The organism is Bradyrhizobium sp. Crot121, assembly GCF_059512385.1.
Map to the genome: position 1 here is coordinate 178,536 of NZ_JCAMOR010000003.1, position 20,485 is coordinate 199,020.

The following is a 20,485-nucleotide window of genomic DNA, read 5'->3' on the forward strand; positions in this document are numbered from 1 at the left end:
TATGCGACTGACTGGGGGAACGTCGTCCCGGCTGGGCGCCAGTTGGGACGGAAGGGGTACCAATTTTGCGTTGTTCTCTGCGAATGCGGAGAAGGTCGAGCTGTGCCTGTTCGACAGCCAGGGCCGGCGCGAGCTCGAACGCATCGAACTCCCGGAGCGCACCGAGGACGTCTGGCACGGCTATCTCAACGACGTCTCACCGGGCCAGCTCTACGGCTATCGCGTCTACGGCCCCTACGCGCCGGAGCGCGGCCACCGGTTCAATGCCAACAAGCTCCTGCTCGATCCCTATGCCAAGCGGCTCGCGGGGCGGCTGGTGTGGAGCGATGCGCATTTCGCCTACCGCACCGGCAGCGCGCGCGAGGACCTATCCTTTGATCGGCGCGACAATGCCCGCGGCATGCCGAAGGCGGTCGTGGTCGATGAGACCTTCAACTGGGGCCGCCGCGAAATCCGTCCCCACATCCCCTGGGAAGACACGATCATCTACGAGGCCCATGTCAAGGGACTGACGCAGAAGCGCGAGGACGTCGCGCCGAACCTGCGCGGCACCTATGGCGGACTGTCCTCGCCCGCGATGATCAATCATCTGAGGCGGCTCGGCGTCACCACAATCGAACTGTTGCCGATCCACGGCCTGATCGACGACCGCATCCTGGTCGAGAAGAAGCTCGCCAACTATTGGGGCTACAACACGCTCGCCTTCTTCGCGCCGGAGCCGCGCTACGCGCAGGACAATGCGCTCGATTCCTTCCGCACCACTGTGGCGCGACTGCACGATGCCGGCATCGAGGTGATGCTCGACGTCGTCTACAACCACACCGCCGAGGGCAACCATATGGGCCCGACGCTGTCGTTCCGCGGCATCGACAACGCCTCCTATTACTGGCTGAAGCCGGACAATCCGCGCTACTATGACGACTTCACCGGCTGCGGCAATTCGGTCAGACTCACCCATCCGCGCGTGCTGCAGATGGTGATGGACTCGCTGCGCTACTGGGTCGAGGTGTGCCACGTCGACGGCTTCCGCTTCGATCTCGCGACCACGCTGGCGCGCGTACCGAACGGCTATGACCGCGCCGCGTCCTTCCTCACCGCGGTCAGGCAGGATCCGGTGCTCTCCACCGTCAAGCTCGTCGCCGAACCCTGGGACCTCGGCCTTGGCGGCTACCAGGTCGGCGCGTTCCCCTCGCAATGGTCGGAATGGAACGACCGCTATCGCAGCGCGATGCGGCGCTATTGGAGCGGCGAAGGCAGCCTGATCGGCGAAGTCTCGCGCCGCATGACGGCCTCATCGGACCTGTTCAATCACGACAATCGCGCGACGCGCGCTAGCGTCAATCACATCACCGTGCATGACGGCTTCACGCTGATGGACCTCTTCAGCTACAACCAGAAGCACAATGAAGCCAATGGCGAGGACAATCGCGACGGCTCCAACGACAATCACAGCAATAATTGCGGCGTCGAGGGCCCGACCGACGATCCTGACATCATCGCGCTGCGCCGCCAGTTGCGGAAGAACCAGCTCGCCTGCCTGCTATTGGCGCAGGGCACGCCGCTCTTGCTCGCCGGCGACGAGGTCGGCAATTCGCAGGATGGCAACAACAATGCGTACTGCCAGGACAACGAGGTCGGCTGGGTCAATTGGGACAATTTCGGCGACGAGGTCGAGGACTTCACCGATTTCGTCGGCCATTTGACCGAGCTGCGCCGCAAGTTCGCCCAGCTTCGCTCGCAGCGCTGGCTGGATGGCCGCCGCGCCGACGGCTCCTACGGCGTGCTGTGGCTGACGCCGGCGGCGGAAGAGATGAAGGAGTCCGACTGGAATTTCCCGGAAGGGCGTTTTCTCTCTTATGTGCTCGGACCGATGGAACCAGGGCAGGCGCCGATCTTTATTGTGCTGAATGCCGCACCGGAAGAGATCGCGTTCAAGATGCCCGTGATGCCCGAGTACAGGAACTGGCGGCAGGTGCTCAACACCACCGAGAACAAGCAGATGCCCGTTGATTTCGCGTCGGGCGCCGACACCAAGGCGCCTTCCCGCTCGGTGCTCGCCTTTGCGGGCTCGGCATGAATGAGCGGCATTTCGGTCCCCTGCTGACGAAGGACGGCGCGCTGTTCCGCCTGTGGGCGCCGGCGGCCAAGCGCGTCGACGTGCTGCTCGACAAGCCGCATGCGCTGAGCCGCGGCGACGATGGCTGGTTCAAGGTCGAAATCCCTGGCGTCGCCGCTGGCGCGCGCTACAAGTTTCGCATCGATGATGAGATCGACGTCCCCGACCCGGCTTCCGCGTTCCAGCCCGACGACGTCCTCGGCCCGAGCGAGGTGATCGATCACGACGCTTTCCCGTGGCGCGCCACCGACTGGCGCGGGCGGCCGTGGCATGAGGCGGTTGTCCTCGAAGCGCATGTCGGCACCTTCACACCCGAAGGCACCTATCGCGCGATCATCGACAGGCTCGACCATCTCGTGGAGAGCGGCATCACCGCGCTCGAATTGATGCCGCTCGCCGATTTCGCAGGAACACGCAACTGGGGCTATGACGGCGTCCTGTGGTACGCGCCCGACAGCGCCTACGGCCGGCCGGAGGATTTGAAGGCGCTGATCGACGCCGCCCATCAGCGCGGGTTGATGGTGATGCTCGATGTCGTCTACAACCATTTCGGCCCCGAAGGAAATTATCTCGGCCGCTACGCGCCCAGCTTCTTCACCGACGCGCACACGCCCTGGGGCAGCGCCATCGATTATCGCGTCAAGCAAGTGCGCGACTTCGCGATCGGGAACGCGGTGCATTGGCTGCGTGACTACCGCTTCGACGGCCTGCGGCTCGACGCCGTCAACACCATCGTGGAAACAGGCGAAATCCCGATCCTGCATGATCTCAGCATCGCTGTCGGCAGGCTTGCGGCGGAGGCCGGCCGGCACATCAACATGGTGCTCGAGAACAGCGACAATCGTGCGAGCCTGCTCGATGCTACCGAAGACCCGCCGCGCGGCAAATATCGCGGGCAGTGGAACGACGACTATCATCACGTCTGGCACGTGATGCTGACCGGCGAGGCGCAAGGCTATTACGGCGACTACCAGCGCTCGCCGCGTGGCGATCTCGCCCGCGCGCTCTCGTCCGGCTACGTCTACCAGGGAGAGGTCTCGACGTTCTGGGGCGGCATTCCCCGCGGCGAGCCGAGCGGCGCGCTGTCGCCGACCTCTTTCGTCAACTTCCTGCAGAACCACGACCAGATCGGCAATCGCCCCTTCGGCGACCGTCTCGAGAGCTTCGCCGATCCAAAAGCCATCGAGGCCGCGCTGGCGATCACGCTGCTCGCGCCGATGACGCCGATGCTGTTCATGGGCGAGGAATGGGGCTCGAAGGCGCCGTTTCCGTTCTTCTGCGATTTCCATGGCGATCTCGCCAACGCAGTCCGCAAGGGCCGGCGCGAGGAATATGCCTGGGCCTATGCCAAATATGGCGATGAGGTTCCCGATCCGCTGCAGCAATCGACCTCTCAGTCGGCCGTGCTGGATTGGACGGAGCGCGACCGCGAGCCGGGACGGACACGGCTGGCGCTGGTCAGGAGCCTGCTTGCGATGCGCCGCCGCGAAATCATGCCACGGCTTGCCGGCGCCAGCTTCGGCGACGCGCAGGCGGAGGCCGAGTTGCTGACGGCACATTGGCGCATGGGCGACGGCAGGCAACTGTCGCTGACCGCCAATCTCGGCGACCGAGAGATTGCAGCGCCGAAAGACCGGCCTGCGGGAACTTTGATCTGGGGCAGTGCGTTGGGCGATAACGTCCCTCCTTGGTCGGTGTGCTGGCACATCGGATAGAAGAATGCCCCCCGCGATTCCGATCGCGACCTATCGGTTGCAGCTCACCGCCGATTTCGACTTCGATGCCGCCGCCGAAGTCGTGCCTTATCTGAAGGCGCTCGGCATCACACATCTTTATGCCTCGCCCTTCATGAAGGCGCGCAAGGGTTCGACCCACGGCTATGACATCGTCGATCACACCAAGTTCAATCCGGAACTCGGCGGCGAAGCCGGTTTCGAGCGCTTAAATGCGGCGCTCAAGCAGCACGATATCGGGCTGATCCTGGACTTCGTGCCCAATCATGTGGGCGTGCATTTCGACGACAATCCCTGGTGGCTCGACGTGCTCGAGTGGGGCCCCACCTCGCCGCACGCCGCCTCCTTCGACATCGACTGGGAGCAATTGCCCTACCGCGCCCGCGGCGGCGTGCTGCTGCCGATCCTAGGTTCGTCCTATGGGCAGGCGCTGGAGCGCGGCGAGATCGAGCTGCGCTACGATGCCGGCGAGGGCAGCTTCTCCGCCTGGTATTTCGAGCACCGCCTGCCGATCGCACCCGAGCGCTATGGCGAGGTGCTGCGAACGATCGTGCGCGAGGCTGACGCCGCCGAGAGCGATGCCGGCAAGGGCATCCTCGCGCTGGCGTCGCGCTACACGGGACTGCGGCATCCCAATCGGAAGGAAGCCCCGGGGTTCAAGGCGGAACTGAAGGCAATCGCAGATGCCGCCGAGATCATCGCGCGCGGGCTATCGGCCTACCGCGCCGGCGAGGGCCGCCCGGCGCAAACGCTCGCGCTGCATCATCTGCTCGAACGCCAGCACTACAAGCTCGGCCATTGGCGGCTCGCCTCCAGCGACATCAACTATCGCCGTTTCTTCGACATCAACAATCTCGCCGGCATCCGCGTCGAGGATGCCGGCACATTCGAGGCGATCCACCTGCTCGTGCAGCGATTGATCGCAGAAGGCAAGCTGCAGGGATTGCGGCTCGATCATATCGACGGCTTGTGCGATCCCGCGCAATATTGCCAGCGGCTGCGCCGCCTGATCCGCCATGCGCAAGGCGGCGGCAGGCCGTTCTATCTTGTGATCGAAAAGATCCTCGGCGAGCATGAGAAGCTGCCCGCGCTTGCCGGCGTTCACGGCACCACAGGTTATGAATGGATGAACGCGATCGCCCAAGTCCTGGTCGAGGGCAAGGGCCTGGAGCCGCTCGACGAGATCTGGCGGCAGATCAGCAACCGCTCGCCGAGGCTCGCGCCGGTGCTGAAAGAAGCTAAGCGCCGCGTGCTCGAGACGCTGCTCACCAGCGAGTTCACGGTGCTGTGGCGGCTGCTCGCGCGGATCGCGAACGGCCACTACTCGACGCGCGATTTTTCCGCCGACAGCCTGCGGCAGGCGCTCGAGCTCAATGTGCTGCACTTCCCGGTCTATCGCACTTATCTCACTGCCTCCGGCCCGACGCCGCATGATCGAGCCTTGATCGCCCACACGATCGAGCGGGCGCGCGGCGACTGGTTCGCCGCCGACGAAGGCATTTTCGATTTCCTCCAGGACGCGCTGACCATGGACCTGATCGAGCCCGGCCGCGCCACTCATAGCGCGCCGCGCGTTCGGCGCTTTGCGCAGAAGGTGCAGCAATTCACCGGTCCGATGATGGCAAAGTCATTGGAGGACACCACCTTCTACCGCTATCATCGCCTGCTCGCGCTGAACGAAGTCGGCGGCGATCCGGCCGCGAAAGCGCTGTCGGTCGACGCATTTCACCAGATGATGCAGAGGCGCGCCAATGAAGGGCCACACGGCATAACCGCGACCGCGACCCACGACACCAAGCGCGGCGAGGATGCTCGTGCCCGCATCCTGGCGCTGGCTGAAATTCCCGGTGAGTGGACCAGCGCGGTATCGCGCTGGAAAGTCCTCAACGCGCCGCACCTTGTGGTCGAAGGCGAATTTCGCGCACCATCGGCGACATCGGAATACATGCTCTACCAAGCGATGCTCGGCGCCTGGCAACCTGATGATCCCCGCTTCCTCGAGCGCATGCAGGCCTATGCGCTGAAAGCGTCGCGCGAAGGCAAGCAGGAGACGAGCTGGCTCAATCCGCATGAGGTCTATGAAGCTGGCGTCAAGACGTTCCTCGAGCGCATCCTGGACCGTTCCCGCTCGGCCGACTTCCTGAACGCGCTGGAAGCCCTGGCACGGCGGCTGTCGCTATTGGGCGCGCTGAATTCGCTGAGCCAGCTCACGCTGAAGGCGACGCTTCCCGGCGTGCCGGACTTCTACCAGGGCACCGAGTTCTGGGATTTTTCCCTCGTCGATCCTGACAATCGCCGTCCGGTCGACTTCGCCGCGCGCACATCCGCGCTTGCCGTGTTGGAAGAGCCGGACTGGGCGCAGCTTGTCCAGCAATGGCCCGACGGTCGGTTGAAGCTCGCCTGGACCCGGCACCTGCTGCGGCTTCGCAGCGAATTCCCCGACGTGTTCACGCAAGGCAACTATCTGCCGCTGGAGACGAGTGGAGCACACCGCGATCACATCATCGCCTTTGCGCGACAATGGGAACGGGATGCAGTCATCGTCGCCGTTGCAAAGTCCTTCGCGCCTTTCACCGAAGTCGGCCGTGTCTGGCCGAAAGCAGAGGCTTTCGACGGCGCGGTCACGATTAAAGGTTATGTCACCGACGCCGGCGAGAACGAGCTGCAGCTCTCCACGCTCTTCAGGCATATGCCTGTTGCCGTCCTCAAGGCGAAAGTCGCCGCCGTCTTAAAGCCAACCCGAAAGCGCGTCCGCGCCTGAATGAGGGACGCCACCTCTCCCGCTTGCGGGAGAGGTCGGCGCGCAGCGCCGGGTGAGGGCTCTCTCCGCGCAAAGATAATCTCTGCTCTTTTCGCGGAGACACCCTCACCCCAACCCTCTCCCGCAAGCGGGAGCGGAGCGCAGCGTTCACTGCGGATACGCCGCGCTTCAATTGCGTTTCGTCAGCAGCAGACGGCCCCGATTGCGGATCGCGGTTTGCGCGACTTCGGCAAAGCGTTGCAGCAGCCAGGGTAATGTCACTTCCACATTGACATTATCTTCGTTGACATCGACGTGACCGGTTGCGGCCTGTCCGAGCGCGCGCACGCGAAAGATCATGCGATTGTCCTCCCAGCGCTCCTCATCGACCTTGAGCACCGGCACGCTGTTCGCAGCGCGCGAGAGTCCCGTCTTCAGGCGACGCATGGCTTCCTCGCGGCCAAGGCTATGCGGAATCGAAACGACCAATGGAGCAGACATTGCAAAATTCCTCCTCTGATCAACTGCATGTAGTGCCACGTCAGCTAAACAGAAGGCCGATACGTGCGGCCCGAGAGCCGGAACCTTCATGAATTAGGTTCGTTTTCCTCACGAAGGGCAGAAGCGGCAACCAGGCCCTCCGGGCTGAGGAGAGACTTATATGTCAATTGGAACGATCATACTCATCATTCTGATCATCCTGCTGCTGGGCGGCTTCAGCGGCGTAGGCGGCGGGCCGTTCTATGGCACCGGCTACTACGGCGGCGGCGGGCTCGGACTCGTGATCGTCATCCTGCTGATCCTGCTATTGCTCGGGAGGATCTGACGCTCACACGAAGCCGCTGACTTTTTCCCTGTCATTGCGAGCGCAAGCGAAGCAATCCATCTCTCCGCACGTGGAGCTGTGGATTGCTTCGTCGCTTCGCTCCTCGCAATGACGACTCGCAGAATCGTAGGGTAGGCAAAGCGCAGCGTGCCCACCATCCACACTCCGCAAGAAATGGTGGGCACGCTGCGCTTTGCCCACCTACCTCATCGCTACTTCTTCGCTGCCAGCTTCTTCATCGCCGCCTTGATCGACGTGGCGGCATCGTCATAGCCATCCCAGGCCTTGCTCCGCGCGAGCAGCGACGGCACGGTGCGCACCGTGTACTTCTTCGGATCGAGATCGCCGCGCACCTGCGCCCAAGTCAGCGGCATCGAGACGGTGGCACCTTCGCGTGCGCGGGGCGACAGCGGGGCGACCGCAGTCGACATCCGGTCGTTGCGCAGATAGTCGAGGAAGATCTTTCCCTTGCGCAGCTTCTTCGACATGTTGAGCAGATATTGCTCGGGGTCGTCATCGGCCATCCACTGGCAGATCGCCTGCGCGAACGCTTTGGCCTCCTTCCAGGTCACGCGGTCCTTTGCGCCATACAGCAATGGCGCCACGACATGCAGGCCCTTGCCGCCGGTGGTTTTGCAGAAGCTCTCGAGGCCGACGGCTGAGAGTCGCTGGCGCATGTCCTTGGCGGCCTCGATGACGTCTGAGAATTCGACGTTCGGCGCGGGATCGAGATCGAACACCAGTCGCCCCGGCGTATCGTAGATATCGGGCGCGCAATTCCAGGGATGCAGTTCGAGCCCGCCGATCTGCGCAACCGCCGCCAATCCCTCGACGCGATCGATCTGCACATAGGGCTTGCGGTCGCCGGAGACCTTTGCGAGCTCCAAGAGGTTCGACATGCCCTGCATCGCATGGCGCTGGAAGAACTTTTCGCCATTGATGCCATCAGGCGCGCGCACGATCGAGCACGGCCTGCCCTTGAGATGGACGATCATCCATTCGCCGACCGCCTCGAAATAGCGCGCCAGATCGAGCTTGGTCACGCCCTCGCCGTCGAAGGCGTCGGGCCACAGCTCCTTGTCGGGCTTGGAGATCACGACGCCCATGACAACAGAGGATTTATCCGCAGCCGATTTCGCAGCCTTCGCCGCGGCCCTGCCCGGCTTCGGCTCGGCGATCTCAGTCTTGGCCGGCTCTTCGGCCTCCACCTCCTTGGCCGGCTTGTCCTGCCGCAGTCCCTTGAACGCGGCCTGCCGGATATTGCCGCCCTCGGTCCAGCCGGCGAATTCGATCTCGGCGACGAGGTCGGGCTTCAGCCAATGGATATCGCGCGCCTTGCGCGGCGCATTCTCGCCGCCGAACGGACTCTCGTCGGATTCATGCGCCTTCAGCACCGGCAACAGCCGGCGGACCTTGTCCTGGCCGAAGCCGGTACCGACAACTCCCACAAAGGCGAGATGATCGCCGCGATAGACGCCGGCCATCAGCGAGCGGAATTTTCCGCTGGTGGTCTTCCAGCCGCCCAGCACGACCTCGTGACCGGCACGGCATTTCGCCTTGGTCCACAGCTCGGAGCGGCCGGAGCGATAGGGCGCATCCAGCTTCTTGGAGACGATGCCCTCAAGCTCCAATTTGCAGGCCGACTCCAGCACCGCGTCGCCACCGCTCTCGAAATGCTCGACATAGTGGATCAACTTGCCCTTGCCTTTTCGTGCTTCCAGGAGCCGCTTCAGCCGCGCCTTGCGCTCGGCCAGCGGCAGCGCGCGCAGATCCTCATTCTCGGCGAACAGCAGGTCGAAGGCATAGAAGATCAGATCATCGGTCTTGCCGTCCGAGATCGCCGCCTGCAGCGTCGAGAAATTCGGTATGGCGTTCTTGTCCAACCCGACGATCTCGCCGTCAACAATCACATCAGGCAGCTTGCCGCCTTCTTTCGCGATCGCACCGAACTTGTCGGTCCAGTCCAGACCCTTGCGGGTCTTGAGCGTGGCCTCGCCGTCCTCGACCCGCAATTGCACGCGGTAGCCATCGAGCTTGATCTCGTGGCACCAGCCGGCACCGCCGGGTGGACGATCGACGGACGTGCAGAGCTCCGGTGCAACGAAGTCCGGCATCGCCTCGACCTTCTTTGGCTCGATCTTCTTTGCTTTGGCTTTGGCGGAAGCGCGCGACTTCGACGCCAGCGTTTTGGGCGCCGGCGCTTTCGTCCTCGGACGCGCCGCGCCGGTCTCCTCCCGATTGGACTGCCAGACCGCATCGGCCTTCGCCTTCGCGCGGCCGTTCTTCGACAGCATGAACGGCTTTGGCGCCCTGCCCTTGCCGGCCGCGATCTGCTCCATGGTGCGGCCGGAGGCGACGGATCGGTCCTCATCGAGAATGCTTTCCCCGTCCTCGCTGGCATATTCGTCACGATGCTTGATCAGCAGCCAATTGGTGCGCTTGCCGCCGAAACGATCGCCGCGCATCCGCACCAGCACCCAGCTTCCATGCAGCTTGTCGCCATCCAGGGTGAACTTCAGATCGCCTTTCTTGAACCCGGCTGCGGGATCGTCCGATTCCCAATAGCCGCGATCCCACAGCATCACCGTGCCGCCGCCATACTGGCCTTCCGGAATGGTGCCTTCGAAATCGCCATAGTCGAGCGGATGGTCCTCGACCTCCACCGCAAGCCGCTTGTCGTGCGGATCAAGCGAGGGCCCCTTGGTCACCGCCCACGACTTGAACACCCCGTCCATTTCGAGTCGGAGGTCGTAATGCAGCCGCGTGGCGTCATGCTTCTGGATCACAAAGCGGCGCTGTTTGGACGGCGCAACCTTGACCTCGCCGGAGGGCTCGTCGGTCTTGGAGAAGTCGCGTTTCTTGCGATAGGTGGACAGGTTTCTCTGCAGCACGGGTGCACCTCACGCAAATGGCCGCCGCCTTGCGGCGGTATATACCAGGAACCAAAACCCCTCGCATCGGTTGAAGTTCCCATACTCCAAGATATCCGGAGAATGAAATGGCCCCTCGCGCCTATTGGAAAGGCACCTTGAAGCTGTCGCTAGTGGCGTGCCCGGTGCTGCTGTATCCGGCCTCGACGTCGGTCGCGAAAACCCGCTTCCACATGATCAACAAGGAGACCGGCAACCGCTTGAAGCAGCAGATGGTGGACGCCGAAACCGGCGACATCGTCGAAGCCGACCAGAAGGCGCGCGGCTATGAGCTACGGAAAGGGAAATATGTCGAGATCGAACCGGAGGAACTCGAATCCGTCCAGATCGAGAGCAACCACACAATCGACATCGAAAGCTTCGTGCCCAGGGACGAGATCGACAAGCGCTATCTCAACCACCCCTATTACATCGCGCCCGACGGCAAGGCCGGCGCTGACGCTTTCGCTGTGATCCGTGACGCGATGAAGGACCAGGACCGCGTCGCGCTGGCGCGGATCGTGCTGACCAACCGCGAGCACGTCATGGCGATCGAGCCGCTCGGCAAGGGCCTGCTCGGCACCACCTTGCGCTACCCTTATGAGCTGCGCGATGAGGCCGATTATTTCGCCGACATCAAGACGCCGAAGATCACCAAGGATATGGTCGAGCTCGCCGGCCACATCCTCGACAGCAAGGCGGCGCATTTCGACCCCTCGAAATTCAAGGACGACTATGAGGATGCACTGAAGGCACTGGTGCGACGCAAGGCGGCCGGCAAGCCGATCGAGGCCCCGGAGCCCGAGGAGCGGCCGAGCAACGTCGTCAGCCTGATGGATGCGCTGAAGCAGAGCCTGAAGGGCCGCTCGGCAGCCAAGAAACGCAGCCATTCCACCGCCCGCCGCCAGCCCTCCCGCCGCCGCGCAGCGCGAAAAGCGCATCGCTCGACCGCGCGTGCACGCAAGGCGGGGTAGACTACAGCGTCATGGCCGGGCTTGTCCCGGCCACCCACGCCTTCCTTCTTGCCCAGAGAACGTGGATGCCCGGGACAAGCCCGGCCATGACGAAGAGAAGCGCGAAGCCGGACTACCGCTTGGTCTTCCGCTTCTTGCTGCTCTTCCGCTTCTTCGTCGTTTTCTTCTTGGACGTTTTCTTCTTCGACGACTTCTTCGGGACTTTCCTGCCTTTGGCGCGCGCTTCCGAAAGTCCGATCGCGATCGCCTGCTTGCGGCTCTTGACCTTGCGGCCTGAGCGGCCGCTCTTCAACGTGCCGGCCTTGCGCTTCTTCATCGCGCGCCTGACGTCGCCGGATGCTTTCCTGGAATATTTTCGTGCCATTGGCATTCCTCCCGGTTGAGGGAGATTAATTTCCTCACTCCGAAAAAGTTCCGCCTCTGCAACTCGCCTCAGTCCGCCGCGCGCAAGCGATAGCCTATCCCAGTCTCTGTCAGCACGAATTGCGGACGCTCGGGATCAGCCTCGATCTTCTGCCGAAGCTGACGCACATAGACGCGAAGATATTGCGCATCGGTGAGTTCGTCCCACAATTCCTTCAGCAGGAAACGATGCGTGAGCACCTTGCCCGCGTGCTGCACCAGCACACGAAGCAGCTCATATTCCTTTGGCGACAATTTCACCTCGCGATCGCCGACCTTGACGATGCGGCGCACGAGGTCGACCGAGAGATCGCCGGTGCGAAACACCGGCCGTTCACCCTGCACCTGCAATTGATGGCGCAGCGCCGCGCGCAGTCGTGCCAAGAGCTCATCCATGCCGAACGGCTTGGTGAGATAATCGTCGGCGCCGAGGTCGAGCGCCTGCACCTTGCCCGCCTCGTCGCCGCGGCTCGATAGCACCACGATCGGCACGCTTTCGTTGCGCGCGCGGATCATGCGTAGGAGGTCGTGGCCCTGTATATCAGGCAGGCCCAGATCGAGGATGATCAGCGCAGGCCCCTGCGCGAGCATCTCCAGTCCGGCCTTGCCGTTGGGGGCCTCGAGAATTTCGTACCCTTGCGTGTTCAGCCCCATCCGCAACAATTTGCGGATCGGCGGCTCGTCATCGATGACCAGGACCTTGATCGGTGTCGCGTTCATGCAGCGGTATCCAGCGCAGCGGTAGCCGCCGGGATCGGCAGCCGGATGGTGAGCACGGCGCCGCTCCGGTCGGTGCGGTTGGCGGCCGAGATCGTGCCATGCATGGCTTCGACGAATCCGCGGGAGATCGCAAGACCGAGGCCAGTGCCGGGGCGGACATGATCGCCCTTCTGCACACGGTAGAACTTGTCGAAGATGCTTTCGAGTTCGGTCGGCGGAATGCCGCTGCCCTCGTCCATGACCTGCAGCACGATCGAATCACGATCCCGCCGGCCGCGGATCGAGATCGTGGTGTCGGCGGGAGCGTATTTGGCCGCGTTGTCGAGCAGGTTGAACAGCACCTGTTCGAACAGCACCGCGTCGAGCTCCAGCATCGGCAGATCGGCGGCGAGATCGAGCGAAACCTTGTGTCGCACCAAGATCTTGCCGGCGCGGCGCAGCGCGCTGCCGATAATTTCGCCGACATCATGCCGCGCCGTGTTCGGCACGATGGCGCCGGATTCGAGCTTGGTCATGTCGAGCAGATTGGCGATGAAGCGGTTCAGCCGTTCGGACTCGTCGATCACGGTCGCGAGCAGATCGTGCTTCTGCGCATCCGTGAGGTTGCCGCCGAGATCGCGCATGGTCGAGGCGGCGCCGAGTACCGAGGCCAATGGGGTCTTCAGGTCGTGCGAGATCGAGGTCAGGAGCGCTGAGCGCAGGCGTTCGGATTCGACGGTACGCTTGACCTTGTCCATGTCCTCGACCAGCAGCACGCGCTCGATCGCGAGCGCGCCCTGGTCGACCAGCGCATCCAGCAGCCGCCGCTGGTCCGGCGTCAGCAGCGGGCCGGTCTTGTCATTGTCGATGCCGATGGCGCCGATCAGGCCGCGGCCGGTCCGCATCGGCAAAAACAGGCGCTTGGCGCCCGGCAACGTGTCCGAGCCGCGGCCGGCCGGCCGATCGTTCGACCAGGCCCAGTTCGCGGCCGCAAGATCGGCGTCGTCGAGCTGGTCTTCCGGCGGATAGCCGGCCTTGACGACGAGCAAGCCCTCTTCCGGCAGCAGCAGCACCACGCGCACCTTCAGCATCAGCGCGATCTGGTAGGCGGTCGCCCATAATACGTCATCCAGCGTCGCGGTGCCCGCGAGCTTGCGGCTGAAGGCGTAAAGCCACTCGGTCATGCGCACGCGGCTGATCGCGGTATCGGCCTGCACCCGCACCCGCGCCGCGACGTTGGAAACGAGCAGCGCGATCAGCATGAAGAAGAAGAACGCCGCGATATTGGTCGGGTCGGTGATCGTGAAGGTGTAGACCGGCGGCAGGAAGAAGAAATTGTAGCACAGCGAGGCCACGACGCTCGCGAGCAGCGACGGCCACAGGCCATAGCGCACAGCCACCGCGACGACGGCGGTGAGGAAGACCAGGTCGACGTTCTCGACGCCGAAGCGAGGATGGACCAGCGCGGCGGCGCCGAGCCCGAGGCCGACGATCAGGAGCGAGTACAAATAAGGCCTGAGGTTGAACGGCTCGGTTCGCGCCGCCGTCTGCACCGCCGGCCCTTTGTCGAGGCCGGCAGGCAGATCCTCGCCGGCGATCACGTGCACGCTGATATTGCCTGCGCGCCGCACCAGATCGTGCACCACCGAGCCGCGCAGGATCTCGAACCACCGCGAGCGCGACGACTTGCCGATCACGACATGCGTGACATTGCTGGACTGCGCGAAACTGATCAGATCATCGGCGATGCGGCGATGCACGGCGGGAATCGTCAGCGCCTCGCCGCCAAGCGATTCGGCAAGCCGCATCGTATCGGCGAGCCGGTCACGCTGCTCGTCAGAGAGCTGCAGGCTGCGCCGGGTTTCGATGCTGATCGCGGTCCAGGGCGCGTGCAGGCGATCGGCAAGCCGCTTGGCGTAGCGCACGAGGCCGGCGGCGCGCGGATCCTCGCTGACGCAGACCAGGATACGCTCGCCCGCGGCCCAGGGACCGGCGATGGCGTTGGCCTGCATATGATTGAGCAGCTGTTCGTCGACCCGCTCGGCCGTCCGCCGCAGCGCCAGCTCGCGCAGCGCGGTCAGGTTGCCGGGCGAGAAATAATGCTGAAGCGCCCGCTCCGCCTGCTTGGGCACATAGACCTTGCCCTCCTTCAATCGCTGGATCAAATCGTCGGGCGGCAGGTCGATCAATTCGATCGCATCCGCGCGGTCGAAGATCGAATCCGGGACGGTCTCGCGCACCCGCACATGCGTGATCTGGGCCACGACGTCGTTGAGGCTTTCGATGTGCTGGACGTTGACGGCGGTGTAGACGTCGATGCCGTGGGAGAGCAGTTCCTCGACGTCGAGATAGCGCTTCGGATGCCGGCTGCCGGGCGCGTTGGTGTGGGCGAGCTCGTCGACGATGGCAAGCTGCGGCCGGCGCATGATCAGCGCATCCAGGTCCATCTCCTCGAGCACCTGGTCCTTGTAATTGATCTGCTTGCGCGGGATCACTTCGAGCCCGTGCAGCAGCGCCTCGGTCTCGGCGCGGCCGTGGGTCTCGACAACACCCACCACCACATCGGTGCCGCCCTTGAGCTTGGCATGCGCGCTCTGCAGCATCTCGTAGGTCTTGCCGACGCCGGGAGCGGCGCCGACGAAGATCTTCAGCCGCCCGGACGCATCGTTCTCTCGCCGGGCGGCTTCCAGGAGGGCGTCCGGCGAGGGTCGCTTCCCAGGGTCGCGATGCTCATTTGCCATAGAGCAAATATAGTCGCGTCACGTCATTCGGCCTAGCCGCCTTTATTTCGAAGCGCCGTCCAAAGCGAGGTTAAGCGCCAGGACATTCACCCGCGGCTCGCCGAGCACGCCGATGAAACGGCCCTTGGTGTTGGCTTCGACGAGCTGGCGGACCTGCGCTTCCTGCAGGTTGCGCGCTTTTGCCACCCGCGGCACCTGGAAGAGCGCCGCCTCCGGCGAAATGTCGGGATCGAGGCCGCTTCCCGAGGTGGTGACGAGGTCGATCGGCACCGGCTGGGACGGGTTTTCCGCCTTCAGCTTCTCGACATCCTCCTTGACGCGGTCGTTCAGCGCCTTGCTGGTCGGACCGAGGTTGGAGCCGCCGGAGTTCGCCGCGTTGTAGGGCGCGGGCACCGTCTTGGAGGAATCGTTTGGATCCGGCGCTAGCGTCGCCGACGGTCGGCCGTGGAAATATTTGTCCTCCTTGAACTCCTGCCCGATCAGGGCGGAGCCGATGATCTTGCCGTCCTTCTCGATCAGGCTGCCCTGCGCCTGGGACGGAAAGATCACGCCGGCTATGGCGGTGATCGCGAGCGGATAGGCGAGGCCCGTGACTGCCGTCAACAACAGCAGAAGGACGATGGCGGGACGAATTTCTCTAAGCATGTTGTCTCTCCTAATTCTCGTCATTGCGAGCGAAGCGAAGCCATCCATCGGGCCGCGGGGCAAGATCGTGGATTGCTTCGTCGCTTCGCTCCTCGCAATGACGGTGTCCATTAAGCCAGGTGCAAGGCTGCGACCGCGAGGTCGATCGCCTTGATGCCGATGAAGGGGATGATGATGCCCCCTAAGCCGTAGATCATCAGGTTGCGGCGGAGCAACGCGCCGGCGCCGATGGCGCGATAGGCCACGCCCTTCAGCGCCAGCGGGATCAACGCGATGATGATCAGCGCGTTGAAGATGATCGCGGACAGGATCGCGCTCTGCGGGCTCGAAAGGCCCATGATGTTGAGCACGCCGAGCTGCGGATAGAACGCCAGGAACATCGCCGGGATGATTGCGAAATATTTCGCGACATCGTTGGCGATCGAGAACGTCGTCAGCGCACCGCGGGTCATCAGGAGCTGCTTGCCGATCTCGACCACCTCGATCAGCTTGGTCGGGTTGGAGTCGAGATCGACCATGTTGCCGGCTTCGCGCGCGGCCTGGGTGCCGGTGTTCATGGCGACGCCGACGTCGGCTTGCGCGAGCGCCGGCGCGTCGTTGGTGCCGTCGCCGCACATCGCCACCAGCTTGCCCTTGGCCTGCTCGTCGCGGATCAGCTTGAGCTTGTCCTCGGGCGTGGCCTGCGCCAGGAAGTCGTCGACGCCGGCTTCGGCCGCGATCGCCGCCGCGGTCATCGGATTGTCGCCGGTGATCATCACGGTGCGGATGCCCATGCGGCGCAGCTCGGCGAAACGCTCGCGGATGCCGCCCTTGACGATATCCTTGAGGTGGATGACGCCGAGCAGCCGGCCGTCCTTGGCCACGGCGAGCGGCGTGCCGCCTTCCTTGGCGATCTCGTCGGCAATGCTCTGCAGTTCGCGCGCGGCGTCGGTGTTGACATTGGCCTGGAGGGCGCGGACAGCATTGCCGCTCGCCAGCGACTGCGCGGTGCCGCCGCCGATATAGTTGAGGATCGCATCCACCGCGCCCTTGCGGACCGCGGACGAGCCGGCATCGATGCCGCTCATGCGGGTCTGCGCGGTGAACGGCACGAAGGTCGCGGCGAGCTCATGCATGTCGCGGCTGCGGATGCCGTATTTCTCCTTGGCCAGCACGACGATGGAACGGCCTTCCGGCGTCTCGTCGGCGAGCGAGGCGAGCTGCGCGGCATCGGCAAGCTCCTGCTCGGTGACGCCACGCACGGGGCGGAACGCGGTCGCCTGGCGGTTGCCGAGCGTGATGGTGCCGGTTTTGTCGAGCAACAGCGTGTCGACGTCGCCGGCGGCTTCCACCGCGCGGCCGGACATTGCCAGCACGTTGAAGCGCACCAGGCGGTCCATGCCGGCGATGCCGATCGCCGAGAGCAGCGCGCCGATCGTGGTCGGGATCAGCGTCACGAACAGCGCCACCAGCACCACGACCGAGATCGAGCCGCCGGCATAGGCCGCGTAGCTCGGGATCGTCACGGTCGCGAACACGAAGATGATGGTGAGGCCGGCCAGCAGGATGTTCAGCGCAATCTCGTTCGGCGTCTTCTGCCGCTCGGCGCCTTCGACCAGCCGGATCATGCGGTCGATGAAGGTCGAGCCCTGCGCCGCTGTGATGCGGACGCGGATCCAGTCCGACAGCACCTGCGTGCCGCCGGTCACCGCCGAACGGTCGCCGCCGGATTCACGGATCACGGGCGCGGACTCGCCAGTGATCGCGGCTTCGTTGACCGAGGCCACGCCTTCGATCACCTCGCCGTCGGACGGGATGATGTCGCCGGCCTCGACCAGAACGATGTCGCCGACCTTGAGCGTGGTGCCGGGGACGAGGCGGTAGTTCCGCCCCGAACCTTCCAGCAGCTTGGCCTGGCTCTCGGTGCGGGTCTTCTTCAGCGAATCCGCCTGCGCCTTGCCGCGTCCCTCGGCGACGGCTTCGCCGAAATTGGCGAACAGCACCGTGAACCAGAGCCACAGGATGATCTGGAAAGTGAAGCCGATGTTCTCCGCGCCGGTGACGAGGTCACGCAAGAAGATCACCGTGGTGAGCGCGGCGACGATCTCGACCACGAACATCACGGGGTTCTTCGCCATCAGCCGCGGATCGAGCTTGATGAAGGACGATTTGATCGCAGGTACCAGGATTTTGGGGTCGAGCATGGTCGACGCCCTCACCTGCTTTTGCAGTTTCATGGTTTCCATGGATGTGACTCCAATTAATTCGATCAGAACAGGGTGTTGGCGTTCATGGCGAGATGCTCGACGATCGGTCCGAGCGCCAGCGCCGGGAAGAAGGTGAGGCCGCCGATGATCAGGATCACGCCGACGACGAGACCGACGAACAGGCCGCCGGTGGTCGGGAACGTGCCGGCCGACGGCGGGACCGACTTCTTCTGCGCCAGCGAACCCGCAATCGCCATTGCCGGCACGATCATGAAGAAGCGGCCGACGAACATCGCGCTGGCGAGCGTCAGGTTGTAGAAGAAGGTGTTGCCGGTCAGCCCTGCAAAGGCCGAGCCGTTATTGCCGGTCGCCGAGGTGAAGGCATAGAGCACCTCGGTGAAGCCGTGCGGGCCGGCATTGGCCATCGAAGCAACCGCGGACGGCAGCACCACGGCGACCGCGGTCCAGCCGAGATACATCAGCGGCAGCACCAGGATCGCGAGCATCGCCATCTTGACCTCGCGCGCCTCGATCTTCTTGCCGACATATTCCGGCGTACGGCCGACCATCAGGCCGGCGACGAAGATCGCCAGCACGACGAACAGCAGCATGCCATAAAGGCCGGCGCCGACGCCGCCGACGATGATTTCGCCGAGTTGCATGTTAACCAGCGGGATCATGCCGCCGAGCGCGGTGAAGCTGTCATGCATGGCATTGACGGCGCCGCAGGACGCCGCGGTGGTGACGACGGCGAACAGCGACGACGCGACGATGCCGAAGCGGACTTCCTTGCCTTCCATGTTGCCGCCGGACAGCCCCAGCGCATGCAGCGCGGTGGTGCCGTTGGCCTCGGCCCAGTAGCAGACCAAAACGCCGGCGACGAACAGCACGCCCATTACCGCGAGGATCGCCCAGCCCTGCCGCTGGTTGCCGACCATGCGGCCGAACACGTTGGTGAACGCGGCGCCGATCACAAAGATCGAGAGCATCTGCACGAAGTTCGACAGCGCCGTCGGATTCTCGAACGGATGCGCAGCGTTGGCGTTGAAGAAGCCGCCACCATTGGTGCCGAGCATCTTGATCGCGACCTGCGAGGCCACCGGGCCGACGGCGACGATCTGCTTGGCGCCTTCGAGCGTGGTTGCATCGACATAGGGCCCGAGCGTCTGCGGCATGCCCTGCGACACCAGGAACAGCGAATAGACGATGCAGATCGGCAGCAGGATGTAGAGCGTGCAGCGGGTGATATCGACCCAGAAATTGCCGATCGTGCGTACAGAGGCGCGGGCGAAGCCCCGGATCAACGCCACCGCGAGCACCATGCCGGTCGCAGCCGAGAGGAAGTTCTGGTGCGTCAGGCCGAGCATCTGGACCAGGTACGACACCGTGCTCTCGCCGCCGTAGTTCTGCCAGTCGGTGTTGGTGAGAAAGGAGACCGCGGTGTTGAACGACAGATCCGGGGCAACGGCGGCCTGGTCCGCCGGATTGAACGGCAACACGGCCTGCAGCCGCATCACGCCGTAGATGATCAGGAAACCGCCGATATGAAACAGAAGCATCGCGACCGTATAGGTCAGCCAGTGCTGTTCGCGCCTTTCGTCGACGCCGCTGATCCAGTAGAACCCGCGCTCCACCGGGCGCAGCACCGGCGACAAGAAAGTCGCCTCGCCGTTGAAGACGCGCGTCATGTACCAGCCGAGCGGCTTCACCAGCGCGACGACGACGGCGCAAAAGAGGATTATTTGGAACCAGCCGATGGCGGTCATGGCATTAAACCTTTCGAATGGGCTTTGAGCGCAGCAGCACGGCAAGCACGCCGACCAACAGGATGGTCAGCGCCGCATCTGCCAGGAGAAGCTGCCCAATCATGAACATGGCGCTGATCAAAACCGCTCAGGGCGCAGCAGCGCATAGGTGAGATAGAAGAGAAGGCCGAGCGAGACGAGGCCGGCGAGCGAATAGTCGAAAATCATGGCGCGCCCCCTCACAGCCGTTCGCAGGCGTAGGCGTAGCCTATGCCGGCCGCGAAAAATGCCGCGATGAGCGCCAGCATGACGAGATCAAGCATTGGAGGCTCCTATGCATAACGGGCCGACAAAGGCCCGTTCTGGTTCCGAGGTGAGGTGCCACCCGCCGCATAGGTTTTCGAGATGTAGGCTGCGGCGTCGTTATAGGAATCTTATAAAGATCCGCTTCTCAGGCTCGCGCGCCGCGGCGAGCCCTTGGCCTAGCCGGGACCCACAACCTCCGGTATCGTCAAAGAGGTGGGGCCGCCACAGCACGCTTCCAAACACAGAATGGTGATCTGGGCCCTGGCGTTTGTCGGGACGACGCGTGAGGTTCGGCATCGCGCGCCCCGTCCATCTTTATGAAATCCCTATATTTCCGGCCGCCGCCCCATCTCGTTTTCAAATGGCGTTTTGACCACTTTTGACCTGCGGCATTTCGTCAAGCCGCATGATTGATAGGTCTCGCCATGTCACTGCTTTCAGAACCCTTGACCGCCGACTTCGG

At 63.8% G+C, this 20,485-nt stretch carries 14 protein-coding genes; 5 read left to right on the top strand and 9 right to left on the bottom strand.

Translation table 11 applies throughout. The features are described from left to right. Window position 1: 1 nt before the first annotated feature. Genes glgX through treY form a run of 3 tightly spaced genes read left to right on the top strand, consistent with a single transcriptional unit; the run spans window position 2 to window position 6,610 of the window. On the top strand, window positions 2-2,077 hold the full coding sequence (gene glgX, locus AC5ZGW_RS04985) for a glycogen debranching protein GlgX (protein ID WP_130224477.1): 2,076 nt from the start codon (window positions 2-4) through the stop codon (window positions 2,075-2,077). Continuing rightward, entirely contained in the window at window positions 2,074-3,831 is a 1,758-nt protein-coding gene (gene treZ, locus AC5ZGW_RS04990; protein ID WP_130224479.1) for a malto-oligosyltrehalose trehalohydrolase, read from the top strand. Before glgX ends, treZ begins: the two co-directional genes overlap by 4 nt. A gap of 4 nt (window positions 3,832-3,835) precedes the next feature. After that, entirely contained in the window at window positions 3,836-6,610 is a 2,775-nt protein-coding gene (gene treY / locus AC5ZGW_RS04995; protein ID WP_496113876.1) for a malto-oligosyltrehalose synthase, read from the top strand. 168 nt (window positions 6,611-6,778) lie between these two features. Here treY and AC5ZGW_RS05000 read toward each other — a convergent pair whose 3' ends face one another. Then, entirely contained in the window at window positions 6,779-7,090 is a 312-nt protein-coding gene (locus tag AC5ZGW_RS05000; protein WP_130224529.1) for a polyhydroxyalkanoic acid system family protein, read from the bottom strand. A gap of 160 nt (window positions 7,091-7,250) precedes the next feature. On the opposite strand from AC5ZGW_RS05000, the gene AC5ZGW_RS05005 reads away from it, so the two are divergent. Then, window positions 7,251-7,415, top strand: a complete 165-nt coding sequence (locus AC5ZGW_RS05005) for a DUF3309 family protein (protein WP_080663914.1) — start codon at window positions 7,251-7,253, stop codon at window positions 7,413-7,415. 212 nt (window positions 7,416-7,627) lie between these two features. Here AC5ZGW_RS05005 and ligD read toward each other — a convergent pair whose 3' ends face one another. Then, window positions 7,628-10,303, bottom strand: a complete 2,676-nt coding sequence (ligD, locus tag AC5ZGW_RS05010; RefSeq protein ID WP_130224531.1) for a DNA ligase D — start codon at window positions 10,301-10,303, stop codon at window positions 7,628-7,630. Between the two features lie 110 nt (window positions 10,304-10,413). Here ligD and ku point away from each other — a divergent pair, with 110 nt between their 5' ends. Further along, window positions 10,414-11,298 carry a non-homologous end joining protein Ku gene (gene ku, locus AC5ZGW_RS05015; RefSeq protein ID WP_130224481.1) on the top strand — a complete coding sequence of 295 codons (885 nt, stop codon included), beginning with the start codon at window positions 10,414-10,416 and terminating at the stop codon, window positions 11,296-11,298. A gap of 112 nt (window positions 11,299-11,410) precedes the next feature. On the opposite strand, the gene AC5ZGW_RS05020 is transcribed toward ku, so the two are convergent. From AC5ZGW_RS05020 to AC5ZGW_RS05050, 7 genes are all read right to left on the bottom strand, one after another. Beyond that, window positions 11,411-11,662, bottom strand: coding sequence for a DUF6496 domain-containing protein (locus AC5ZGW_RS05020; protein ID WP_130224483.1), 252 nt, complete (start codon window positions 11,660-11,662; stop codon window positions 11,411-11,413). A 68-nt stretch (window positions 11,663-11,730) separates the two neighbouring features. Next, window positions 11,731-12,420: a response regulator gene (locus AC5ZGW_RS05025; RefSeq protein WP_028166557.1), complete on the bottom strand. Its 690-nt coding sequence runs from the start codon at window positions 12,418-12,420 to the stop codon at window positions 11,731-11,733. Continuing rightward, complete coding sequence (locus AC5ZGW_RS05030; protein WP_130224485.1) at window positions 12,417-15,140, bottom strand: DUF4118 domain-containing protein; 2,724 nt, start codon at window positions 15,138-15,140, stop codon at window positions 12,417-12,419. Before AC5ZGW_RS05030 ends, AC5ZGW_RS05025 begins: the two co-directional genes overlap by 4 nt. A 42-nt stretch (window positions 15,141-15,182) precedes the next feature. Continuing rightward, window positions 15,183-15,785: a K(+)-transporting ATPase subunit C gene (locus AC5ZGW_RS05035; RefSeq protein WP_130224487.1), complete on the bottom strand. Its 603-nt coding sequence runs from the start codon at window positions 15,783-15,785 to the stop codon at window positions 15,183-15,185. A 110-nt stretch (window positions 15,786-15,895) separates the two neighbouring features. Next, window positions 15,896-18,010 (bottom strand): potassium-transporting ATPase subunit KdpB, encoded by a 2,115-nt coding sequence (gene kdpB / locus AC5ZGW_RS05040; protein WP_130224489.1) that lies wholly within the window; start codon window positions 18,008-18,010, stop codon window positions 15,896-15,898. Between the two features lie 23 nt (window positions 18,011-18,033). Continuing rightward, on the bottom strand, window positions 18,034-19,737 hold the full coding sequence (gene kdpA, locus AC5ZGW_RS05045) for a potassium-transporting ATPase subunit KdpA (protein ID WP_130224491.1): 1,704 nt from the start codon (window positions 19,735-19,737) through the stop codon (window positions 18,034-18,036). A 117-nt stretch (window positions 19,738-19,854) separates the two neighbouring features. Beyond that, complete coding sequence (locus tag AC5ZGW_RS05050) at window positions 19,855-19,944, bottom strand: K(+)-transporting ATPase subunit F (RefSeq protein WP_016846764.1); 90 nt, start codon at window positions 19,942-19,944, stop codon at window positions 19,855-19,857. Window positions 19,945-20,485 lie beyond the last annotated feature (541 nt).

Coding starts and splice junctions, on each gene's coding strand:
- AC5ZGW_RS05035 (WP_130224487.1), bottom strand. CDS start 15,785: ATGCTTAGAGAAATTCGTCCCGCCATCGTCCTTCTGCTGTTGTTGACG.
- AC5ZGW_RS05050 (WP_016846764.1), bottom strand. CDS start 19,944: ATGATTTTCGACTATTCGCTCGCCGGCCTCGTCTCGCTCGGCCTTCTC.
- AC5ZGW_RS05020 (WP_130224483.1), bottom strand. CDS start 11,662: ATGGCACGAAAATATTCCAGGAAAGCATCCGGCGACGTCAGGCGCGCG.
- AC5ZGW_RS05025 (WP_028166557.1), bottom strand. CDS start 12,420: ATGAACGCGACACCGATCAAGGTCCTGGTCATCGATGACGAGCCGCCG.
- AC5ZGW_RS05000 (WP_130224529.1), bottom strand. CDS start 7,090: ATGTCTGCTCCATTGGTCGTTTCGATTCCGCATAGCCTTGGCCGCGAG.
- kdpB (WP_130224489.1), bottom strand. CDS start 18,010: ATGGAAACCATGAAACTGCAAAAGCAGGTGAGGGCGTCGACCATGCTC.
- ku (WP_130224481.1), top strand. CDS start 10,414: ATGGCCCCTCGCGCCTATTGGAAAGGCACCTTGAAGCTGTCGCTAGTG.
- treZ (WP_130224479.1), top strand. CDS start 2,074: ATGAATGAGCGGCATTTCGGTCCCCTGCTGACGAAGGACGGCGCGCTG.
- AC5ZGW_RS05030 (WP_130224485.1), bottom strand. CDS start 15,140: ATGGCAAATGAGCATCGCGACCCTGGGAAGCGACCCTCGCCGGACGCC.
- glgX (WP_130224477.1), top strand. CDS start 2: ATGCGACTGACTGGGGGAACGTCGTCCCGGCTGGGCGCCAGTTGGGAC.
- treY (WP_496113876.1), top strand. CDS start 3,836: ATGCCCCCCGCGATTCCGATCGCGACCTATCGGTTGCAGCTCACCGCC.
- kdpA (WP_130224491.1), bottom strand. CDS start 19,737: ATGACCGCCATCGGCTGGTTCCAAATAATCCTCTTTTGCGCCGTCGTC.
- AC5ZGW_RS05005 (WP_080663914.1), top strand. CDS start 7,251: ATGTCAATTGGAACGATCATACTCATCATTCTGATCATCCTGCTGCTG.